The organism is Bombella pluederhausensis (assembly GCF_026385525.1).
Taxonomy (GTDB): Bacteria; Pseudomonadota; Alphaproteobacteria; order Acetobacterales; family Acetobacteraceae; genus Bombella; species Bombella pluederhausensis.
The window spans coordinates 429862-450009 of record NZ_JANIDY010000001.1; the positions used below are offsets into that span (position 1 = coordinate 429862).

Genomic DNA, 20148 nt, shown 5'->3' on the forward strand with positions numbered 1-20148 from the left:
AATAAGAGTGACTTCAGGGCCGTTATTTCAGACAGTATCCTCATCACACCGTGGTGGTAGTGGTGGGGCGTTTTTTCTGCTGGCATTGTTTGCCGGTATGCTGGGCGGCGTCATGGGGCTGCCTTTCCTGCATGTGCATCCCTCTGCGGGTGTTATAGTCTCTCATGCCGTGCTGATGACGTTTTATGTCGTCTGCCCTGCTTTTCTGGGAGGGATGGCGCAGTGGTTCCTGCCGGAATTGCTGAAAGGCGAGGGCATGGCCCTGCCGTCTGCGGCCCGCATCGGTTTCGGCGTACTGGCAGTTGGGGCGTTTCTTCTGCCGGTTATGCCGTTTATCGGTCTGGCTCTCTGGAGTGTCGGCGTACTGGCTCTGGCTTTTAACGTGCTGGCCACGGTGCTGGAGATGCGGACCATTCCATTCCGTGAGTTTCCGCCGCTGGTCTGGGCCTTTTTGGCCAATGCCCTTTCCATGCTCGTCATTGCGCCGGTTCTTCTGGCTTTTCTGCTGCGGAGCGGGATGGCTGGTGGTGGTGCGGAAGCCCTGCTGACGGTTCTGCGTGGCAGCGTGGAAATGACCCTGCTAAGCGTGCCGTCACTCGGTATTATCATGGCGGCTCTCCTGCCACGGCAGACGGGGCAGGGATGGGTGTCCCGTTGTGCTCCTTATGCCTTTGGTCTCATGGGGCTGGTGCCCGTCCTGTTCTGGGCTGATCATCTGTTTGGTGAGCTGTCTTCATCTGCTTATAAGGCTGGGCTGACGGTAGGGCTGGTTCTGCCCTGTCTGGCTCTGTTGGTGGCTTTTGCCAGAGACCTCTGGCGTGCGGCTCTGCCATCCGGCCCTGCGGCGGGCTGGGCGTCTGGTGGGCTGGTTCTGCTGCTCTCTGGCTGGGCGGCCATGCTGACGGAACCGCTCTGGGCACCGCAGTCTGCACAGCCGGGCGCCTTCATGCTGGGAGCAGCAGGGCATCAGCTCGTGATGTTTGGCAGTCTCCTTGCCCTGAGTGCGGCCTTCTATGGCTGGTGTGGCAGTCGGCTGGTTTCGCAGGGGCGTGCTTTTGCCCTGTTCAGCATGGCTCATGCGCTGGTGACATTTGCGGGGGCGCTCTGTTCCGTCCTGCCGCAGCTGGTTCTGCCTGCCGCCCTGTTGATGGGCACCAGCCTGCTCATGTTTGCCCTGCCAGCCGGGTTGGTGTGGTATGGTATGCTCGTTGAACGGACCCAAGGGGTAACGGGACTTCTTCGTAAACAGTAAGGCGTTTTTTCCATGCAGGCATCATCTGGTCTTTCAGCGTCTCCACTGGCACGATTCCTCGGTACGCTGCGTATGGAAGGGCATGATGGTGATGCTGCTCTGCAGGACTGGATCGCCCTGCTGAAGCCACGGGTGATCTCACTGGTGGTCTTTACCGGACTTGCTGGCATGGCTGTGGCCCCGAAATGGCCGTCTGTTCCAGTCGGGCTGGTCATCATTGCCTGTATCTGTGTTGGAGCTGGTGCGGCGGGTGCCATCAATATGTGGTACGACCGTGACATCGATGCGATCATGAAGCGTACTCGTGTCCGCCCCGTACCCGGTGGACGGGTGGAGCCGATCAGTGCGCTGGTTTATGCGGTCGTGTTGTCTGTGGCGTCCGTCATTCTGCTCTGGCTGGCGACCAATCTGCTGGCAGCGGGTATTCTGGCTTTTTCGATCTTCTTTTATGGTGTGATCTACACCATGTGGCTCAAGCGCAGCACACCGCAGAATATCGTGATTGGCGGGGCTGCCGGGGCTTTCCCTCCCATGATTGGCTGGGCAGCAACGATGGGGTCGCTGGATGTGCTGCCGGTCGTGATGTTCGCCATCGTCTTTCTGTGGACGCCCCCGCATTTCTGGTCGCTCTCACTCTATGCCTGCAAGGATTATGAGAGCGCCGGTATCCCCATGCTGCCGGTCGTGAAGGGGGCACGCCATACACGCTGGCAGATTGTTATTTACACCTTCATTCTGGGGGCTGTGTCTCTCGTGCCGAGCATGGTGGGGCAGTGCGGCTGGTTCTATACGGTCTGCGCCAGCCTGCTGGACCTTGGCTTCATCTATTACGGGCTGCGGGTTCTGTTCGACAAACAGGATGAAAAAGGGAACAGCCTGACGAAGGACAAACCGGCCCGTCATGCGTTCCGCTATTCACTGGCCTATCTGTTCTTCCTTTTCTGCGGCCTTCTGATTGACAGGGTTCTTCTGGCATGAGCGATCATAATATTCCGTCCCGCCGTCAGGGCCGTCTTCTGGGCATTGTCTTCGGCCTGTCTTTCTTCACGCTGGCCCTGTTCGTGGTGGCCTTGTACCGGCTCTGATGTGTATCAGGTATGATAAAGAAAAACCCCGCTTTCCTAATGGAGAGCGGGGTTTTTTGTCTGGAGGAGAGGCCGAAGCCTCCCCTTGAGGAATGTCTCACCCTGCCTGCTGGATGGCGGAGAGGATCCAGTTGCCCCGGCCATCGGCACGGAGGAAGGTCCAGAGTTCCGTGATAGTCTGGCGTTCGGTCTTGCTGCCGTCCAGAACATTGCCCATGCTGTCGGTCGTGACATCAATGGCGGAATATTGCAACGCCACCGTAGCATAGGTGATGGTGCCTTCCCGCCATGCCTCGGAGAGGTCACCCCGCAGGAACTGGACATCAGACACGATGTTCCGGGCACCACGGCTTGTCAGCTCGGAAAGCTGGTTATTGAAGTAGCTGACCATCTCTGGCGTGGCCATGCGCTGGAGAGACATCATGTCCTGTGAGCTCCACGCAGCCTGCACGTTTACCAGAAGCTGCTGGAAGGCGCTGTAATCATCGCCAGTCAGGGTAACCTCCTGTGAAGGGCTCTGCTGTGGCTGGCTGGAGAAAGGAGAGGCACCAGCGCCTGCACCCGCACTGAACAGGCCAGAACCACCAGAATTGCCGGAAGACCGCTTCCGCCAGAACTTGATGATCAGATTGATGATGAAGGCAACCACCAGCACCTGAATGATGAAGCCGAAGAAGGAGCCACCGCCTCCACCGGCACCACTGAACCCGCTGAAGAAGCCGTGCCCGCTCAGCATCCCGAACAGCCCGGCCCCGAGGAAGCCACCAGCCAGCCCTGTCAGGAAGGGATGACGCATGGCAAAGGGCGGGCGAGCATTGTTAAAGGCCGGACGGTTAAAGCTGTTTCCGGCAGAGGGAGCCGCATAGGAAGGCGAGGAATAAGACGGCGTGCGAGGCGTCATGCTGCGGTCCATGGGGCGGGTCCAGCTAGGTGTGATGCTGGTACGAGGCGGTGGCTCATAGGTGCGGGAGCCACGGCTGCCCATGGAGGACCCCATGCCCGCTCTGGCATCGGCTGCCGGAGCGAGGGCAAAGAGAGGCAGGCACAGAGCCGCCGTTGCGAGAGGAAGAAGACGGATACGCATAATCTGGTCAGTCTCCAGCAAGACTCATCTGGTCAATACGGATGGTTGGGGCATGATGGCCCGCCATCAGGTTGAGGTCATTGGCGGGGATGAGCCGCGCAAACATGTCAAGCAGATTGCCCGCCACGGTGATTCCTGAAACAGGCTCGGCAATCTCGCCATTGCGGATCATGAAACCTGACCCGCCCCGGCTGTAATCCCCTGTCAGCATGTTGATGGCATTGCCCATCAGTTCGGTGACTAGCACGCCTTCCTTAATATCATGTCTCAGCTCCTCAGGGGAATGGGGGCCTGCATGAAGAAAAAGATTGGAAGTTCCGGGCCGGACACTGCCGCTACCGCTGCGGCTGGCACGGCCATTGCTGGCCGGAAAGCCCAGTTTTCTGGCGCAGCGGCTGTCCAGCAGCCAGTGGAGGAGCTGCCCGTCTTCCACAAGGTTCAGCGGCTGTCCAGCCGTGCCTTCGCCATCGAAGGGACGGGAGCCGGCAAGACGGGGCAGGGTCGGGTCATCGGTAATGGTGATGCCCTTGCCGAAAACAGCTCTGTTCAGCCTGTCCTTGAGGAAGGAGGCTTCCTGCACGATGGCGGCCCCATTGATGGCCCCGGCAAGATGGCCCAGCAGGGAACCAGACACACGGGGATCGAACAGGACAGGGTAAAGGCCTGTTTTGGGGCGGGTCGGGTTCAGGCGGGCGAGGGCACGGCGGGCCGCCTCGTGGCCCAGACTGGCCGGGGCTTCGAGGTCCGCCTGATGTACGGCATTATGAAAGGCATAGTCACGCTGCATCTGCGTGCCTGTTCCTGCCAGAACGCTGATACCATAGCCGTGGCCGCTGCGTTGGTAGCGCCCAGCAAAACCGGCGCTTGTGGCAAGAGCAATATCATGCAAGCCTGTGCTGGCAGAAGCCCCGCTACTGTTGGTGATGCCCTCGTGTGATAGAGCGGCATCTTCCATCTCCCGAGCTCTGTCCAGCAGAGTATTCATGTCGGGCGGGGTAGCCGGATCAAGGAGATCAAGCTTCGCTACCGTGCTGGCCGGAATCGGAATGAGAGGCTGCTCTGCCAGACCATCATCGGGTGAGGGCGGCACGACTTTCGCCATGGCGCAGGCACGCTCTGCGAGCTGGTTGAGCGCTTCCGGGCTGAGTTCATTGCCGGAGACCGTGGCTACACGCCCTTCATGGAAGACACGCAGCCCCAGAGAGAGGCTTTCTGCATGGCGGATGCCTTCCGATTGTCCCTGCCGGATCATGGCCGAGCGGCTCTGACCACGGATCACTACGGCATCAGCCTGATCGGCCCCATGCTGGCGGGCATAGGTCAGGGCGGCATCAAGATGGGTAAGAAGGTCGGTCATGCGGCGCACAATGCTGCGTGGAGGGCGTCCGGCGTAGGGATGTTCCGGGCCGGGCCCATGGTGGTCAGGGTCGGTGCCCCGTTGAAGATGGTACGGGCCATGGCCAGCACGTCATTTTCCGTCACGGCATCAATCTTGCGGATCATGTCTTCCGTGGAGATGATGCGATCATGAACCTGAATCTGGCGGGCGATCTGGGCGCAGCGGCTGCCTGTGCTTTCCAGCGACATGAGCAGGGAGGCTTTGAGCTGTGTGCGGGCACGATCCAGCTCCTCTTTGCTGATGCCGTGCTGAAGATTGCGGAGTTCATTCAGGGCGGCGGGGATCAGCTCAGCCGTCTTGTCGGGGCCGGTGCCTGCATAGAGGCCGAACATGCCGCTATCTGCAAAGGGGCTCGCGAACGTATAGACACTATAGACCAGCCCACGCCGTTCCCGGATTTCCTGAAACAGGCGGGAGGACATGCCGCCACCCAGCAGGGTGGAGAGAATCATGGCGCTGTAATAGCCTTTGTCCCGGTAGCCGGGAGCGGGGAACCCCATCAGGAGATGGACCTGATCCAGCTTGCGTTCGGTCTGTTTCAGCCCGCCGACATACTGGCCCGGTACGGCCTGTGGAGGCGTGTGGGTTGGCAGGTCGGCAAAATGGGTGCGGACGAGATCAACCACCTCATCATGGTGCAGATTGCCTGCAGCAGCGATGACCATGTTCTGCGTGCTGTAATGCTCGTGCATGTAAGCCATCAGCGTTTCCCGGCTCATGCTGGCGATGCCGCTTTCCGTGCCGAGAATGGGCCGCCCCATGGGCTGGTTGGGATAGGCACATTCCTGAAAATGGTCAAAGACGATGTCATCCGGCGTGTCATTGGCCTGACCGATTTCCTGAAGGATGACGCCCCGTTCCCGTTCCACTTCTTCCGGCAGGAAGGTGCTGTGGGTAAGGATGTCGCCGATCAGGTCCACGCCGAGGGGCAGATCATTTTTCAGCAGCTTGACGTAATAGGCCGTATTTTCCCGTGCCGTATAGGCATTGAGATAACCGCCTACATTCTCGATTTCCTCGGCAATGCGGATGGCAGAGCGGCGTTTTGTCCCTTTAAAGGCCATATGTTCCAGAAAATGGGCCGCCCCGTTGGTGGCTTCACTCTCATGGCGGGTGCCGGCAGCCACATAAGCCCCGAACGAGACGGTTTCGACACGGTCCATCCGTTCCGTCACGATGTTGAGGCCATTTTCAAGGGTCGTACGTCTGATCTGTTCGCTCATGAAGCTGTGCGTATCCATGTCTGATGAAGAAGCGGAGAGTGTCTGCAATATGGGGTGCCGGATGCTTTTTTCCAGTCCCCCATAGATGGGCATAGAAAAGGGGATAACCTGACGAGGCTATCCCCTTTTCCTGTTATGGGCCGGTATCAGGCAAGAGGTCAGCGGCCCCGATGTGTCCGCACGGCGGCTTTGATCTTCTCAATGTCGTTCGGAAGCACGTCATAGCGCTCCTTGCGGGAAAAGAGGTCAGCCAGATGAGGCGGAAGTTCAGGATGGATGCCTGTTGCTTTCTTTACGGCATCGGGGAACTTGGCCGGATGAGCCGTGGCGGCGGCGATCATTGGTACGCCTGCCTCATGGAAGCGCCGCCCGGCAGCCAGCCCAATGGCTGAATGCGGGTCTGCCAGATAATGGCTTTCAGCGTATAGCGCCTTCATGGTGTCTGTCGTCTGCTCATCACTCAGGGCGATACCATGGAAGGTCTCACGGATCTGTTCCCATGCATCATGCGGCACAGCCATGCAGCCCGTCTGACGGAATTCTTCCATGATGGCCCGGCAGCGGTTGGGGTCACGCCCCAGCATCTCAAACAGAAGACGCTCGAAGTTGGAGGAGACCTGAATATCCATGGAAGGCGACAGGCTGGGCTCGACCTGACGCTTGGTCATGTCATTATTCAGCAGGAAGCGGGTGAGGATATCGTTCCTATTGGAGCCAACGCAGAGACGGTCGATCGGCAGGCCCATCTGGCTGGCGACCCATGCGGCGAGAATATTACCGAAGTTCCCAGTCGGCACGGCGAAAGAGACCGGGCGGTCCGGCCCGCCAAGGGCAAGGGCAGAGCGCACATAATAGGGAATCTGTGCAGCGATGCGTGCCCAGTTGATGGAGTTGACGGCAGAGAGGGAGCAGTCCGTGCGGAAGGCTTCATCAGCGAACATGGCCTTGACCATGTCCTGACAGTCATCGAAGTCGCCTTCCACGGCAATGTTCAGGACGTTATCTTCCAGAACAGTGGTCATCTGCCGCCGCTGGACCTCTGATGTCCGGTTATGCGGGTGCAGGATGACGATGGAAACATGTTCACGGCCACGGAATGCCTCAATGGCGGCAGACCCTGTATCACCCGATGTTGCGCCAACGATGGTCACATGGTGGTTGCGCTGCTTCAGCACATGCTCGAAAAGCCGGCCAAGCATCTGCATGGCCATGTCCTTGAAGGCCAATGTCGGGCCGTGGAACAGCTCCAGCGAGAAAAGACCATCTTCCACCTCGACCAGCGGGGCAACAGCGGCATGGTCAAACCGGCCATACACGTCATGCGCCATGGTGCGGAGCGTGTCACGGTCTATGCTGCCTTCGGTGAACAGGCCAATGACCTCGGCCGCAAGGTCGGCATAGGACAGGCTGCGCCAGCTTGTCAGTGTCTCACGGGGGATGTGCGGCCAGTGATCGGGCATGTACAGCCCGCCATCACCAGCCAGACCGCTGAGCAGGATATCGGAGAAATCAGGGGCAGCGGCATCCAGTGTGCCGCGGGTAGATCGATAACGCATAGGCTTCACTATAACACCGAAATGCCATCAGGGCAGGGTAATTTCCAGCAGGTGCTGGTGATTGTCTTTCCCTGTCGGAGTCGTGTCCTTTTCGGAGGATGGTGGTGTGAGCAGAACCGCCAGGCGGCGCTGTGGCCCTGCCCGGCCTTTGAGCAGTGTGATGGCCTGTGCATCATAGAGCTTGTCATCATGCATAAGGCGCCATGGCAGACGGTCCGCCCCAAAGGAGAGCAGGTCTCCGTGATCAATGTCGATCATGTAGAGCGTGTCATTCCGGTCTATGGTCAGGCCGCCAAGGCTGGGCGTCCGGCGCCAGTTCGTCATGGCTTCAATGCGTTCAGCAGGGCCAAGGCTGGAATCGGTCAGGATGTTCGTGCCGATTCGATAGAGGGGACCCGTGGCTGTCTGATAGAACAGCCAGTCTTTACTATGATCCAGTAGCAGGAAGTGGACGTTCCCTCCGGTTTTCTCCTGTCCGGTCGCCGTGGTGACGGGCTGGCCGTGGCGCATGAGGGGGGCATGGCCGCTCAGAGAAGGAACGCCTTCCAGCAGGCGCTGTGACTGGCCGCTTTTGAGGTCAATCACGATAAAAGCGGGAACGCCATCATCAACCAGAAAAGCCGTGCTGTCCGTTACCTGAAGGGCTGAAATATGGCTGCCCGCCGCCAGTGCCTTGGTGAAGCCGATATGGTTCAGGATGACACCTGTATCTGGTGCGATGTTGAGCAAGGCAGGCCGTGGGGCCTGCGTGACGGCCCAGAGTCCTTGGGCTGTTGCCGTTACAGCCGTGAGCGGGGGAAGCTCGTCCATCAGGGTGCTGAGGCGTCCGTCAATTGGGTCCAGCCGGTACAGCTTGCCAGTCGTCCCCAGAGCAAAGGGAGAGCCATCTGGCAGGGAGGTCAGTGAGGTTGCCAGAGGCTGGGCGAGATCATGCTCGCTGACAATCTGTGCCGGTGTCTCGGCATCTTTCCACGGGCGGTCTGCCAGTGCTGGGGGGCTTAGCCCCAGAAAAGAGGCAGAAAGGATAAAGGCCGAGGTCAGGAATGAGGACAGACGTGGTTTCATATCAGCTATCTTGGGGCTCGCTGGATATTTTTCAAGTTTTGGCTTTGGAGGACGGCAGGCAGAGGGGCAGGACTATGCCCAGCAGAATTCCCGTAACCGGCGCCGTGAAGGCCCAGAGGAACAGACCATCCAGCCCATTCATCAGATAGGCAGATGCCAGCCCAATGCTAGGGATTGTAACGAGGAGAGAGCGTTGCACTTTGCTGGCAGGCGGAAGATGGCAGGGATTCTGACGTCTATAGGCGGGTAGGTTGTTGAGGTGGAGCAGCCAGGCTAGTGTCCACAGGATTATGAGGATGACGAAGGTGATCATGTCGTGGCCTGTTTGCGGCGGAAAAGACTGACCAGACTGATAAGCCCGATACACGTTGCCATCCCATCCATGGCACCAAAAAGGCAAGGCCGCCCTGTATGAAAGGGCCGTGTAAGCAGGTCCAGCCCTGTCGTGCTTAAGCCCAGTAGGGCCAGAAGGCCAAGTTGCTGGCGTGCCGCCTGCCGGGTGATGAAGCCGTGAAGCAGCGACAGGCACCAGAGAACGAAGAAAAGATTTTCCTCCCAGAGGACGGGAGACAGTCTGCCCGGTGTGGGTAGTCTGGTGCTCCAGAAAAGGGCCAGCGTGGCAAGGGGGAGGCCAAGCAGCGTAGCTGTCGTGAAGGCCTCATAAAGGCGATGGAGGCTGTGTTGGGCCAGCGACAGGTTCGTTGCATGAGTACGGTTATTTCGTTCCGATTGGAGGAACAGCACCATACCGGAGCCAATGATGGCGCAGCCTAACAGGCCGCTGAGGCAGTAAAGCCAGCGTGTCATCAGCCCTGCCCAGCGCAGATTGTGAAGCCCGAGAAAGAAGCTATGGATAGTCGGGCAGAGGCTTGGGGGAAGCGTATCGGGCTGGGTAGCTGTCAGACTATGGCGCTGGAGGCAGAAATGCAGACTATCAGGGGCGTATAAGCCGAGTTCTTTGCCTGTCTGCATGAAGAAGCCATCAGCAACTGTACCCCATTGATGCATGCCATGTTCGACCAGAGTGGTGATGATGGTGGGGGATATAGGCGGTACGGTGGTGGCATGGAGCTGATGACGGCTGAGATGGCCGGGAGGGTGATGCGGTGGGCTCATGATGTGAAGGAGCTTCTGGGATTGCAGCACTACGCCAGATAGCCCGATGATGAACAGAACAGGCAGGCACAGCGTGCCACCTAAAAGGTGAAGGTCCAGCCAGCGTCTCTGACGGGCGGCATGAGGGCGGAATAGCAGCAAGTCCGGCAAAAAACGGCGGAGCTGAAGCCAGAGGCCCGTGAGCAGGGTAATAAGCAGAGCAATGCCTGCCAGTGTGATGATGATCTGCCCCCACGGGCTGGGGAGGTGAAGGCTGGCATGGAGGGTGACGAAGAATGTGCCCCCTGTGACGTCATGGTCCTTCAGGGGAAGGCCGGTATCAGGCGCTAGCGCTGGGCCAAGGAAGATATGACCATCATAGTGCCAGAGACGGAAGACAGGGTCTCGTGGCGAAGGAATTTTCAGAAAGGCAAAGCTGCCCCTGTCGAGCTGAGTTTTCAGCTGCTGGCCAGCCTGTAGAAGGCCCGTCTGTGTCATGTGTGGCAGGGGGGCCTGAAGGGCCGTGCCGGGTTGCATCCAGCCCTGAATCTCCGGGGAGAAGCAGGCCAGAGAGCCGGTAAAGCAGAGGATGAAAAGAAAGATTCCTGCCGGGAAGCCAATCCAGCGATGGAAAACACGCAGTGCGGTGCGGAGCCTTGGAGACATATGGACGCAACACGGCAAGAATGAGAATGATTCTCATTCCACTAACGAACATTGCTGGCCCTGTAAATGGCAGAGGCAGCGAAAATGACAAAGATGTAGAAAAAATGACGTAAAATTGCTTTTTTTGTGAAAACCAGTTGAGAATAATTTTCATTCCCATATAAGCCATCGCTCAATTCAGTCTTACACATCAGGATGGGCATGCATGGCTATTCGTTTCCGTTTTTCTCGTAGAACCGCCGGTCTTTGGTTCCTGCTGGCAGGCAGCTCGCTAGCTGGGCATCCTGTCTGGGCTGCAGGGGATGAAGGAGCACATCATGTCGTGAAAGGTCAGGCGGAACAGTCTGATCGGTCCGGTGGGAAGACGGGGGCCGGGCAGAAGGGGACGAAAAAGGTTCGCCAGAAAGAGGAAGCACATCCGCAGGAAACCATCATCGTCAAAGCCCGGCGGCGGGAACAGATGGAGGTGAAGCTGGGCGGTCAGGCCGGTGTGCTGGGCAATAAGAAGGGGCTGGACCTGCCTTTCAATCTGCGCAGCTATACCTCCAGTATGATCCTGAACCAGCAATCCCAGACATTGGGGCAGGTGCTCCAGAATGATCCTTCTGTGCGGACGACTTATGGCTTTGGCAATTTCTCGGAGACGTTCATCATCCGTGGCCTGCCGATTTATGGGGATGATGTGGCCATCAACGGGCTGTACGGGATCAGCCCCCGGCAGTTGATTTCTCCCCAGCTCTACGATTCAGTGCAGGTGCTGAACGGGGCAAGTGCATTCATCAACGGGGCGGCACCCGGTGGGACTTCTGTGGGTGGGAACATCAACCTTCAGTTCAAACATGCCGGGAGCGAGCCGATCACACGCCTGACAGGTGATTACACCAGTAAGGGACAAGGCGGGGGCAACTTGGATGTCGGTCGGCGTTTTGGGAAGGACGATCAGTTCGGTATTCGCTTCAATGCGGCGGGGATGGACGGGCAGACCTCCATTTCTGGCGAGCGGCGCCATTCTGTTGCGCTGGGGCTGGATACGGACTGGCACAATGACGATACCCGCATCAATCTCGACATCAACTACCAGAACCAGAATGTTCAGCAGGGCCGTGGTTCTGTCGTTCTGACCTCCGGCCTGACATCCATCCCTCGCCCCACAAGGCCGGGCCGCAATTGGAGTCAGGGCTGGAGCTATGAGGACATGCATTATGTGTTCGGCCTGCTGAATGTCGAGCATGATTTGAACAGCCATGTCATGCTGTACGGCACGTTTGGCGGCCTGACGGGGCATGAAGAAGGCAATTACGATACGCTCTATGTCTCGGACGGGCTGACAGGGTCTGGTTTTGGATATGGGTCTTACACGCCGTATCAGCAGACCAATGAAAGTACTCGTGGCGGCGTGCGTGCCCATTTCAGAACAGGCTTCCTGAAGCATGAGGTCAATGCGGGTGGATCAGCCTTATGGTCGGAGGCTTCTACCGGCTATGCGGGTGGGTATCTCGGCAGTACGAGTATTTATGATCCCGGTATTCAGGCAAAGCCGGATTCAGTCCACCATGTGTCCGCAACACCAAGTGCGAAGACGCAGCTTTACAGTCTGTTTTTTTCAGACACGATGCCTTTCTGGCATGACCGTATCGCTGTGACGAGTGGCTTCCGCTACCAGCATATTCTTCAGAACAGCTACCAGTACACACCGACCCATTACAGTCGGGATGCCATCACGCCTGTGGTAGGGCTGGTTGTGCATGTGGCCCGTCATGCATCCCTTTATTTCAACCGGGTGGAGGGGCTGAATCAGGGGCTTCAGGCCCCGGCAAAGAGTTCCCTCTATCCCAATCTGGTGAATGCCCAGCAGTTTCTCTCACCAACCCGGACCGTCCAGTATGAGGTGGGTGGGAAATATGACATTGGCCGCTTCAGTGCCTCTCTGGCGTTCTATCGTCTGGACCGTCCTACGGGGCTTGTACAGGATTATGGGAATGAGCAGATTTTCAAGGCCAGCGGGCGGCAGCGCAATCAGGGAATTGAGCTGAATGTGAATGGCGAGATCATCAAGGGGCTGCGCTTCAATGGTGGTAGCGCCCTGATTCAGGCCAAGCAGGTGAAGGGGGATTATGTCGGCAACAAGGCTGTCGGCATTCCGGGTTATACCATTAATGGAAATCTGGAATATGACATCCCCTTCGTGAAGGGGCTGACGCTGACAGGCCGTGTCACCCATACGGGCCATCAGTGGGTCAATGTCCAGAACTCCTTGAAAATCCCGAATTGGACGACCTACGATCTGGGGGCGCGTTATACCTTCATGATGACGCCGAAGCGTCCGATGACGTTCCGCTTCGGTGTGGAGAACCTGACGAACAGCCATTACTGGGCTTCATCCTACACGGCCTTCAGCAGTGTGAACGGCTATCTGACGCAAGGGCTGCCAAGAACCTTCAAGGCATCCTTCACGACAGACATGTAAGACAGGTTGAGGAGAATGGAAAAGGGCCATGCCGTCATCAGGTATGGCCCTTTTCCTGTTTCAGGTGATGTCGGCTTCTGTATGGCGGAGTGTTTCCAGCAGGGCCGTCTGAAGGGCGTCTTCCTGTTCTGGTGTGGTCAGTTTATGGCCTTCTGCATCGGTCACGTAGAATACATCCACGGCCCGCAGCCCATATGTCATGATGTGGGCTGAAGAAATATGCAGCTTCAGGCGGCTGAGTGTTGCTGTAATGTTGTGCAGCAGGGCGGGTCTGTCCCGTCCGTTGACTTCCACAATGCTGTGATTCTCCGAAGCATCATTGTCAATGAGCACCCGGGAGGGGATGGGTAAGGCTTCCAGTCGCCGGGTGAGAGGGAAGCTGGCGGCGCTGAGCGTTTCGTCCAGATTAATCGTCCCTTCCATGACCTGCATGATGGTGTCACGCAGGCGTTCCACATGTTCCGGCTCCATGAAGACCTCGCCGTGCGGGTCCTGAAACCAGAATGTGTCCAGCACCATGCCATTATGAAGTGTATGGATGCGGGCATCGGCAATAGTGGCCCCGCAGAGTGCCAGCGCTCCGGTAATGCGGGAAAAGAGTCCCGGCTGGTCCTTACAGAAGACGGTAAGCTCCGTAATGCCTCGGTTGGGTAGGGGAGCAATGTCTATTGTGATGGCATCATCACGCTGTCCAGCCAGATGTTGGCTGACAAGTCTGGCATGGCGGATGTGGCTCTGCTCATCAAAGCTCAGCCAGTAACCGGCTCGTCCCAGCTTCATGAAATAGGCGATATCTGCGGCAGGCATGTCTTCATCCACAAGGGCATTCTGGACGATATGCCGGTTATGCTCCACTCGCTCGTCATCTTCCTGTGCCTGTAATCCGCCTTCCAGCACATCGGCAATGCGGGTGTAGAGACGGCCCAGCAGTGTGGCTTTCCAGGCGTTCCAGGCACGGGGGCCAACGGCACGGATATCAGCGATGCTCAGCAGCAGCAGGAGCCGCAGCCGTTTGGGGGACTGGATGGTATCGGCCAGATCAAGAATGGTCTGCGGGTCATCAATATCCCGGCCAAACGCCGTACGGGAGAGCAGCAGATGGTGAAGGACCAGCCATGAAACTGTATCCGTATCGCTGGCAGAAAGGCCGAGCTGTTGGCAGATGCGTGTAGCAATTTCTGCGCCCAGCTCGGAATGGTCACCGCCACGACCCTTGCCAATATCGTGTAGCAGCGTGGCCAGATAGAGGAGCGGCCGCTGGGTGACAGTGCGGGCCAGCCGGTAGGCGAGCGGCAGCTCATCGGCCATGCGGCCCTGTTCAATCATCCGCAGGACACGGACGGACTCGATCGTGTGAGCATCCACGCTGTGAATGTGATAGCCGTCAAACTGTGTGCGGCCGAGGATACGGGACCAGCCGGGCAGAAGATGGGAGAGAATCCCGGTTTCATTCAGTAGCGGCAGCCAGAAGATGCGGTCTGGTTCTTCCATACCGGGGGAGGTGCTGGCTGTATCGGGGGATGGTGGAAGACGTGCAGGGTCGCAGAGCAGTCGGATGAAAAAAGCGGAAGCTTCTGCATTATGGCGGAGTGAAGCGCTGTGCCGCTCGAAGCGGATGATGTGCTGTATGGCGGCTGGATGCAGGGCAAGCTGATGGCGGCGGGCGCTGTCCAGAAACTGGAAGACCGTGATCGGTTCCCGCACGAGGGCCAGCGGGTTGGGTAGGCTCAGGCAACCATCAACACGCTGGAAACTATCCGGCCCTGCTTCGACACGAGGCGGACGGTGCAGGAGCTGGTTGCGGAGATGGAGCAGGATGGCGGGCTGGAAAACATGTGTCAGCCGCATTACGGCCCGGGCCATGAGGAAATGGTGCCGCATGAAGCGTTCCACACCCCGCTGATGCCCGTGATTGCCATAGCGCATCCGGGCTCCGATGATGGGCTGGACATCAAAGGTCAGTCGTTCTTCAGGGCGGCCAGTGACGTAGTGAAGATTGAGCCGGACCGTCCAGAGGAAGTTCCAAAGGCTGCGTGTCCGGGAGATTTCGCGTCTGGTCAACAGGCCGAGGAGGGCACAGGCTGGTGCCAGCCCTTGGTCCTGTTTAGGGCGGGAATGGCCCGGCAGGCCGTTGCCCAACACGGCATGACCAATCCAGTTTAAGACCTGAAGGTCCCGTAGGCCGCCTTTGCCTTCTTTGATGTGAGGTTCCACAAGATAGGGTGTTTCACCGAACTTGCGATGTCGTTCCTCCCTCTGGGTAATCGCACCGAGGACAAACTGTTCCAGCGCTGGGCCTTCAAGATGCTGTTTCAGCTTCTCCTGTAGGGTAAGAACGAGTGATGTCTGACCATAGAGGGGGCGGATATCCAGAAGGGTCGTGCAGGAGGTCTGATCTGTCCCAGCCATTTCAAGGGCGCTGGCGATAGTACGGGTGGCGTGGCCGACCCGTAAGCCGAGGTCCCAGAGCGTATAAAGGACGTATTCAATAGCCTTGACCAGCCCTTCGGAGGGCTGGTCTTCCGTCAGGAAAAGGAGGTCCACATCGCTGAAAGGAGCCAGCAGACCCGCCCCATACCCCCCTGTTGCGCAGAGGCAGAAAGCCTCTCCGTCTTTTGTACTGCGGGGGCCATGGGGCAGACCGGCATAGCGGGCCAGCTCCTCAATGACGTGATCCATTAGAAGCGCCAGATTACGGGCGGTTTCTACGCCGTTTGTTTCACGTTGTTCGAACTTCTGGCGGATACGGTCCCGCTGGAGGCTCAGCTCTGTTCGCAACCGTTCCAGAGCATCCTGACGGGAAAGTGTGGGGTGGCAGCTTGAGGCAGCCTTGTGAGAGGAAGCAATGGAGGAGGCGGGAGCAGGCATGAAGGCTCTCTTTTTAGCAGCGGGGTTTGAGGGCTTACCTTAACTTTATAAAAATCATTTTTCGTCCGAAACGTCCACCCTGCAATGGCCTTCAATCACGCTTTTCAGCCGATAGAGGGCCGCATGGGCTTCCCGGGGGGAGAGGGAGTCGGGGTCCAGCTTATCCAGCTCTGTATGGAGCATGTTCAGGGCCTCTACTGTATCGGGGGAAGGACAATCTGATGGTGCAGGGCATGGCAAGTCATCAGAGGGACAGGATGATGCTACGCCGGCCTGCTCGAACAGGGGCAGGCTTGCAGGCTGGCTGTCCCGGCCCCGTTCATTTTCAAGACGGGTCAGTAGAATACGGGCCCGCTGGAGGACGGATGCCGGAATGCCCGCCAGCTTGGCGACATGCAGGCCCCAGCTTTTCTGGGCCAGTCCGGGCCGGACTTCGTGCTGGAAGATGACGTGGCCCTTCCATTCTTTCACGGCCATGGTGCAGGCTGCCAGCCGGGGTAGCGTTTCCAGCAAGGCACCGAGTTCATGAAAATGCGTGGCGAAAATGGTGCGGCAGCGTAGCTGGGAGTGCAGGGCCTCCAGCGTGGCCCATGCGATGGAGAGACCATCAAGCGTTGATGTACCCCGCCCGATTTCATCCACCACGACAAGGGAGCGTGGCCCGGCCTGATTGAGAATGGCGGCTGTCTCGGTCATTTCCACCATGAAGGTGGAACGGCCACGGGCCAGATCATCCGCAGCCCCGACACGGGAGAAGAGACGGTCCACTATGCCGATGGTGGCGGCCTTGGCAGGGACAGGGAGCCCCGCCTGCGCCAGAATGGCGGCTAGAGCGTTCTGACGCAGGAAGGTCGATTTCCCGGCCATGTTGGGGCCTGTCAGCAGGATGGCGTGTTTCTCTGGCGGCAGGGCGCAGTCATTGGCGATGAAGGCCGTATCATGGGCGGCCTGCTCATGCAGGGCGGCTTCCACTACGGGATGACGGCAGGCATGGAGGGTAAACTCTTGCCCATCGGTCATGGTGGGGCGGCACCATGTGCCTCGGTCCATGATGCGGGCGCAGGAGATCAGCGCATCCAGTTCAGCCAGAGCGAGGCCGATATCATCAAGGGCTGGTGTGTTTAGGCAGTGTTTTGCAAGGTCTGCAAAAAGATGACGTTCCAGCTGGTCGGCTTTTTCCGAGGCTTCCAGAATGGCCTGATTGAGGGATGTCAGTTCTTCGTTGGAGAAACGGGCGAGGTTGGCCGTGCCCTGCCGTAGGCTCAGCCCTTCATGCTGGCGCAGTTTGCGGCCTGCCGCTGTGGGAACCTCAATGACATAGCCCAGCTGGTTGTGATGGCGGATGCGGAGATTGGAAATCTCATAGTCTTCCGCCAGTCGGACCTGTAGCTGGGCGATCAGGCGGCGGCTGTTGTCCCGCAGGTCCCGCTGACGGTCCAGTTCGGCATCAAAGCCGGGGGCAATGACGCCACCATCTTCAATCTTGACGGGCAGTTCGGTGTTCAGGGCGGCTTCCAGCCGTTCCAGCAGGGCATCGGCCCGTCCGTACAGGTTGGCCCCGATATAGCGGATACGCTCTGGCATGTCAGTTTTGACGAGTGTGCCGAGTGTTTCCGTAATCTGGTTGGCAGCCCGGAGCGTATCACGGATGGCGGCAAGATCACGCGGCAGGGGGCGCCCGCTGGAGATACGGCCGAGGGCACGGGCGGAATCTGGAGCCTGTTTGAGAATATCCCGTAACGTAGCTGTAGGTTGTGGGTGCTGGTGCAGCCAGCTCCATCCTTCCTGCCGCCCAGTGATGAGGGCGAGGTCCGTGCTGGGTGTGCCGAGCCAGTGAGCCAGAAGGCGCGTTCCAGCTGCTGTGGCTGTCTGGTTGACGCTGCTGAAAAGCGTATGTTTGCTGCCACCATCACGGGATTGGAGAATATCAAGGCTGCTGCGGGTAGCGGGGTCCAGCCCCATGATGCTGTCCAACCCGTGATCTACGGGGGGAGTTAATCGAGGCAGCTTGCCCGCCTGACTGCGGCGGACATAATCCAGTAGCACGGCGCAGGCGATGATCTGTTCATCGTTGAAATCTCCCAGAGCATCCATCTGGGCGACCTGATAGGCGCCTGTAACGGTGCGTTCTGCGGCATCCCGGCTGGGGCGGGCGGTGGAAGGGGTGATGATGCCTGCATGTTCGGCAGGGATCAGTGCCGGGTCGGACAGGATTTCCGAAGGGGCAAGACGGGCGAGGAGTTCGGCCAGCGTGTCTGTGCCCAGACGGAGCAGTTCCAGCGTGCCGGTGGAAATGTCGATCCATGCCGCACCGAGGCGGTCTCTGCGGCGTTTATCCGGGGCCACGATGGCAAGGAGTGTGTTGGCTCGTCCAGCTTCCAGCAGTTCATCTTCCGTCAGTGTGCCGGGGGTGATGACACGGACGATCTCCCGGCGGAGCGGGCCTTTCTGGCCTTTGCGGGGGATTTCCGTCTGTTCGGCCACGGCAACCCGGAAGCCGCGGCGGATGAGGCGGGAGAGATAGATCTGCGCTGTCCCCACAGGAACGCCACACATGGGGATGGGTTCTTCATCATGCGTGCCCCGATGGGTCAGGGTGATATCCAGCGCAAGGGCAGCGGCATGGGCATCGCCAAAGAACAGTTCGTAGAAGTCCCCCATACGGAAGAAAAGCAGGGCGTCAGGTTCCTGATTCTTCAGGCTGAACCATTGTTCCATGGTCGGGGTGACCTTCCCCGTTGTCTGTGGGGGAATGGGAGGGACGGATGGTTTCTGATCGACCATGCAGGGAAAAAGACCTCACCGCTAGATTGGGACCGGGTATGCCCCCTGAAGTTAACAGGGATTTAAACGGAAATGCGACTGTTTTCTCATTAGGAGATGGTGGGCAGTTTTTTTAGTGTTCTGTCACGGAAGGGGAGAAGACTAACCGTCTCTATTCTTGTGAGGTAACGCTTCTTTGTGTCCGTGTTTTTCGGATGGAAGGTTTGTGTATTATTAATTTCCACCTTCACTCCTAGATTGTTTGTCCATAAGCGTGATGGATTTGCAAAATTACTGAGGAATCCCTTCAGGTATTGCTGAATATAATTTATCTAAAGCGAGTTCTGGTGAAGAAGTTTGCATTCTTATTTTATCAAGGGTGTTAAAATAAATATTTGGAATATTTTTCATGTCGATAGGAAAAGAAGTTCTTGGCAGAGAATCGCCAACTATGTCCCGCTGGTAAGACTCGTGGCTTGCATGAAGGCTTATTGTCTCTCCTCGTGGTTTTTTGATTCTTAGTGTGCTCATTGCCATATGCTCTGCGTATATCCAGACGGATGTCGTATGCAAATTTGATTTATCAACGTATTCTCTTCCAATATTTTCTATGACACTGTTTTGAGACCCAATAAAAAGTGTACATTCTATTTGATCCATAATTTTTTGGAGAGATGTAACTAGAGAGACTGACATCAATGATGTTGTGATGTTTCTTGTGTTATAACAATATGTGTTCTCTTTTTTATTTTTGCAGTATTTGTTATCTATTATTTTTAGAAGTCTTGTATAATATCCCCATTGCCAAGAGTCTACAAAACAATCAATTCCAAGATGAATTTTCAAGAAACCCACTAGTGCCAAAACTTCTTTTTCGTCTTTGTGAGAATGGGAGATGAAAACATGGGGAATCTTTTCTGGAATGGGAAACCATGTATCGTTTAACATTTCCATATCTAGTGACCCTCCAGGAGGAGGAAGAATACCTTCTATGTATGCTAAATGTTTATTCTCATTGAAGCATTCTCCTTTTATGTCTTTTCCTTTTTCCTCTAGATATCTGCCTCCTATACTGGGATGTTTTTTAATCTCATTGATTACATTGTTTGTTATACAGTAGCGAGCGTACATGAAAGGACTCATCAATGGTCGACGTAAAAGACAAGGTACCTTACCTTAATCTCATACAGGGTGTCATCACTCGTTTGGCGAATCACAACACGACTGTAAGAAATTGGACAGTCATTTCTTTGTCAGCTCTTTTAACATTGGAGGCAGCTCATCCATTCAATCCAATTTTTGAGGATTTGATCAATGTATGTCTGATAGGTGTTTTTTTATGGATGAGCCTTTTTTATCATCATCAAGAACAACGTTATATTTTTCTCTATAATGAAGTTATAAAAAATGACTGCTCATCATATATGTTTAACCTTGATCCATCATCTGTTTCTTCAATAAAAGACCGGTTGCCGTGCTTTTGTTCTACATTTTCGTCATCAAAATTTAATAAAATATTTTGTTTCACTATTCTGTGTGCTGCATTGGGTTTGCCATGGGTTTTTTCATTTGTGACGCCTGTAAGGTGATGGCTCATCCTTGAGTAGGAATGGTCTTGTCATATG

The 20148-nt window shown here is 56.9% G+C and carries 14 protein-coding genes; 4 read left to right on the plus strand and 10 right to left on the minus strand.

The window, feature by feature from the left end:
* The first annotated feature begins 7 nt into the window (after positions 1-7).
* Positions 8-1252 carry a hypothetical protein gene (locus NQF86_RS01910; protein WP_266115917.1) on the plus strand — a complete coding sequence of 415 codons (1245 nt, stop codon included), beginning with the start codon at positions 8-10 and terminating at the stop codon, positions 1250-1252.
* A gap of 72 nt (positions 1253-1324) precedes the next feature.
* Positions 1325-2230 carry a heme o synthase gene (locus NQF86_RS01915; protein WP_266116440.1) on the plus strand — a complete coding sequence of 302 codons (906 nt, stop codon included), beginning with the start codon at positions 1325-1327 and terminating at the stop codon, positions 2228-2230.
* Positions 2231-2434: 204 nt separating this feature from the next.
* On the opposite strand, the gene NQF86_RS01920 is transcribed toward NQF86_RS01915, so the two are convergent.
* The 7 genes from NQF86_RS01920 to NQF86_RS01950 all read right to left on the minus strand — a co-directional run bounded on the left by NQF86_RS01920 (position 2435) and on the right by NQF86_RS01950 (position 10425).
* Positions 2435-3421, minus strand: coding sequence for a Tim44 domain-containing protein (locus NQF86_RS01920; RefSeq protein WP_266115918.1), 987 nt, complete (start codon positions 3419-3421; stop codon positions 2435-2437).
* A gap of 7 nt (positions 3422-3428) precedes the next feature.
* Complete coding sequence (locus tag NQF86_RS01925) at positions 3429-4778, minus strand: TldD/PmbA family protein (RefSeq protein WP_266115919.1); 1350 nt, start codon at positions 4776-4778, stop codon at positions 3429-3431.
* On the minus strand, positions 4775-6043 hold the full coding sequence (locus tag NQF86_RS01930) for a M16 family metallopeptidase (RefSeq protein ID WP_266116441.1): 1269 nt from the start codon (positions 6041-6043) through the stop codon (positions 4775-4777). The genes NQF86_RS01925 and NQF86_RS01930 overlap by 4 nt, the downstream gene beginning before the upstream one ends.
* Positions 6044-6201: 158 nt before the next feature.
* Positions 6202-7599, minus strand: coding sequence for a threonine synthase (gene thrC, locus NQF86_RS01935; protein ID WP_266115920.1), 1398 nt, complete (start codon positions 7597-7599; stop codon positions 6202-6204).
* A 27-nt stretch (positions 7600-7626) separates the two neighbouring features.
* Complete coding sequence (locus NQF86_RS01940) at positions 7627-8664, minus strand: hypothetical protein (RefSeq protein ID WP_266115921.1); 1038 nt, start codon at positions 8662-8664, stop codon at positions 7627-7629.
* A gap of 31 nt (positions 8665-8695) precedes the next feature.
* A complete protein-coding gene (locus NQF86_RS01945) occupies positions 8696-8977 on the minus strand; it encodes a hypothetical protein (protein WP_266115922.1) in 282 nt (93 codons plus the stop codon).
* The gene (locus NQF86_RS01950; protein WP_266115923.1) at positions 8974-10425 is read right to left on the minus strand and encodes a PepSY-associated TM helix domain-containing protein; all 1452 of its coding nucleotides are present in this window, start codon (positions 10423-10425) and stop codon (positions 8974-8976) included. The genes NQF86_RS01945 and NQF86_RS01950 overlap by 4 nt, the downstream gene beginning before the upstream one ends.
* 205 nt (positions 10426-10630) lie before the next feature.
* On the opposite strand from NQF86_RS01950, the gene NQF86_RS01955 reads away from it, so the two are divergent.
* Entirely contained in the window at positions 10631-12892 is a 2262-nt protein-coding gene (locus NQF86_RS01955) for a TonB-dependent receptor (protein WP_266115924.1), read from the plus strand.
* Positions 12893-12952: 60 nt separating this feature from the next.
* Here the strand turns inward: NQF86_RS01955 and NQF86_RS01960 are convergent, their stop codons facing one another.
* The 3 genes from NQF86_RS01960 to NQF86_RS01970 form a co-directional block, all read right to left on the minus strand.
* Positions 12953-15760, minus strand: a complete 2808-nt coding sequence (locus NQF86_RS01960; protein WP_266115925.1) for a [protein-PII] uridylyltransferase — start codon at positions 15758-15760, stop codon at positions 12953-12955.
* Positions 15761-15814: 54 nt separating this feature from the next.
* Positions 15815-18544, minus strand: a complete 2730-nt coding sequence (gene mutS / locus NQF86_RS01965; RefSeq protein WP_266115926.1) for a DNA mismatch repair protein MutS — start codon at positions 18542-18544, stop codon at positions 15815-15817.
* Between the two features lie 270 nt (positions 18545-18814).
* Positions 18815-19654 (minus strand): hypothetical protein, encoded by an 840-nt coding sequence (locus NQF86_RS01970; protein WP_266115927.1) that lies wholly within the window; start codon positions 19652-19654, stop codon positions 18815-18817.
* A gap of 14 nt (positions 19655-19668) precedes the next feature.
* Here NQF86_RS01970 and NQF86_RS01975 point away from each other — a divergent pair, with 14 nt between their 5' ends.
* Positions 19669-20112 (plus strand): hypothetical protein, encoded by a 444-nt coding sequence (locus NQF86_RS01975; RefSeq protein WP_266115928.1) that lies wholly within the window; start codon positions 19669-19671, stop codon positions 20110-20112.
* The last annotated feature ends 36 nt before the right edge of the window (positions 20113-20148 follow it).

Excerpts from the sequence above, each read along its gene's own strand:
- NQF86_RS01915 (WP_266116440.1), top strand. The coding sequence starts at position 1,325 with ATGGAAGGGCATGATGGTGATGCTGCTCTGCAGGACTGGATCGCCCTG.
- NQF86_RS01920 (WP_266115918.1), bottom strand. The coding sequence starts at position 3,421 with ATGCGTATCCGTCTTCTTCCTCTCGCAACGGCGGCTCTGTGCCTGCCT.
- NQF86_RS01925 (WP_266115919.1), bottom strand. The coding sequence starts at position 4,778 with ATGACCGACCTTCTTACCCATCTTGATGCCGCCCTGACCTATGCCCGC.
- NQF86_RS01930 (WP_266116441.1), bottom strand. The coding sequence starts at position 6,043 with ATGAGCGAACAGATCAGACGTACGACCCTTGAAAATGGCCTCAACATC.
- thrC (WP_266115920.1), bottom strand. The coding sequence starts at position 7,599 with ATGCGTTATCGATCTACCCGCGGCACACTGGATGCCGCTGCCCCTGAT.
- NQF86_RS01940 (WP_266115921.1), bottom strand. The coding sequence starts at position 8,664 with ATGAAACCACGTCTGTCCTCATTCCTGACCTCGGCCTTTATCCTTTCT.
- NQF86_RS01945 (WP_266115922.1), bottom strand. The coding sequence starts at position 8,977 with ATGATCACCTTCGTCATCCTCATAATCCTGTGGACACTAGCCTGGCTG.
- NQF86_RS01950 (WP_266115923.1), bottom strand. The coding sequence starts at position 10,425 with ATGTCTCCAAGGCTCCGCACCGCACTGCGTGTTTTCCATCGCTGGATT.
- NQF86_RS01955 (WP_266115924.1), top strand. The coding sequence starts at position 10,631 with ATGGCTATTCGTTTCCGTTTTTCTCGTAGAACCGCCGGTCTTTGGTTC.
- NQF86_RS01960 (WP_266115925.1), bottom strand. The coding sequence starts at position 15,760 with ATGCCTGCTCCCGCCTCCTCCATTGCTTCCTCTCACAAGGCTGCCTCA.
- mutS (WP_266115926.1), bottom strand. The coding sequence starts at position 18,544 with ATGGTCGATCAGAAACCATCCGTCCCTCCCATTCCCCCACAGACAACG.
- NQF86_RS01970 (WP_266115927.1), bottom strand. The coding sequence starts at position 19,654 with ATGTACGCTCGCTACTGTATAACAAACAATGTAATCAATGAGATTAAA.
- NQF86_RS01975 (WP_266115928.1), top strand. The coding sequence starts at position 19,669 with ATGGTCGACGTAAAAGACAAGGTACCTTACCTTAATCTCATACAGGGT.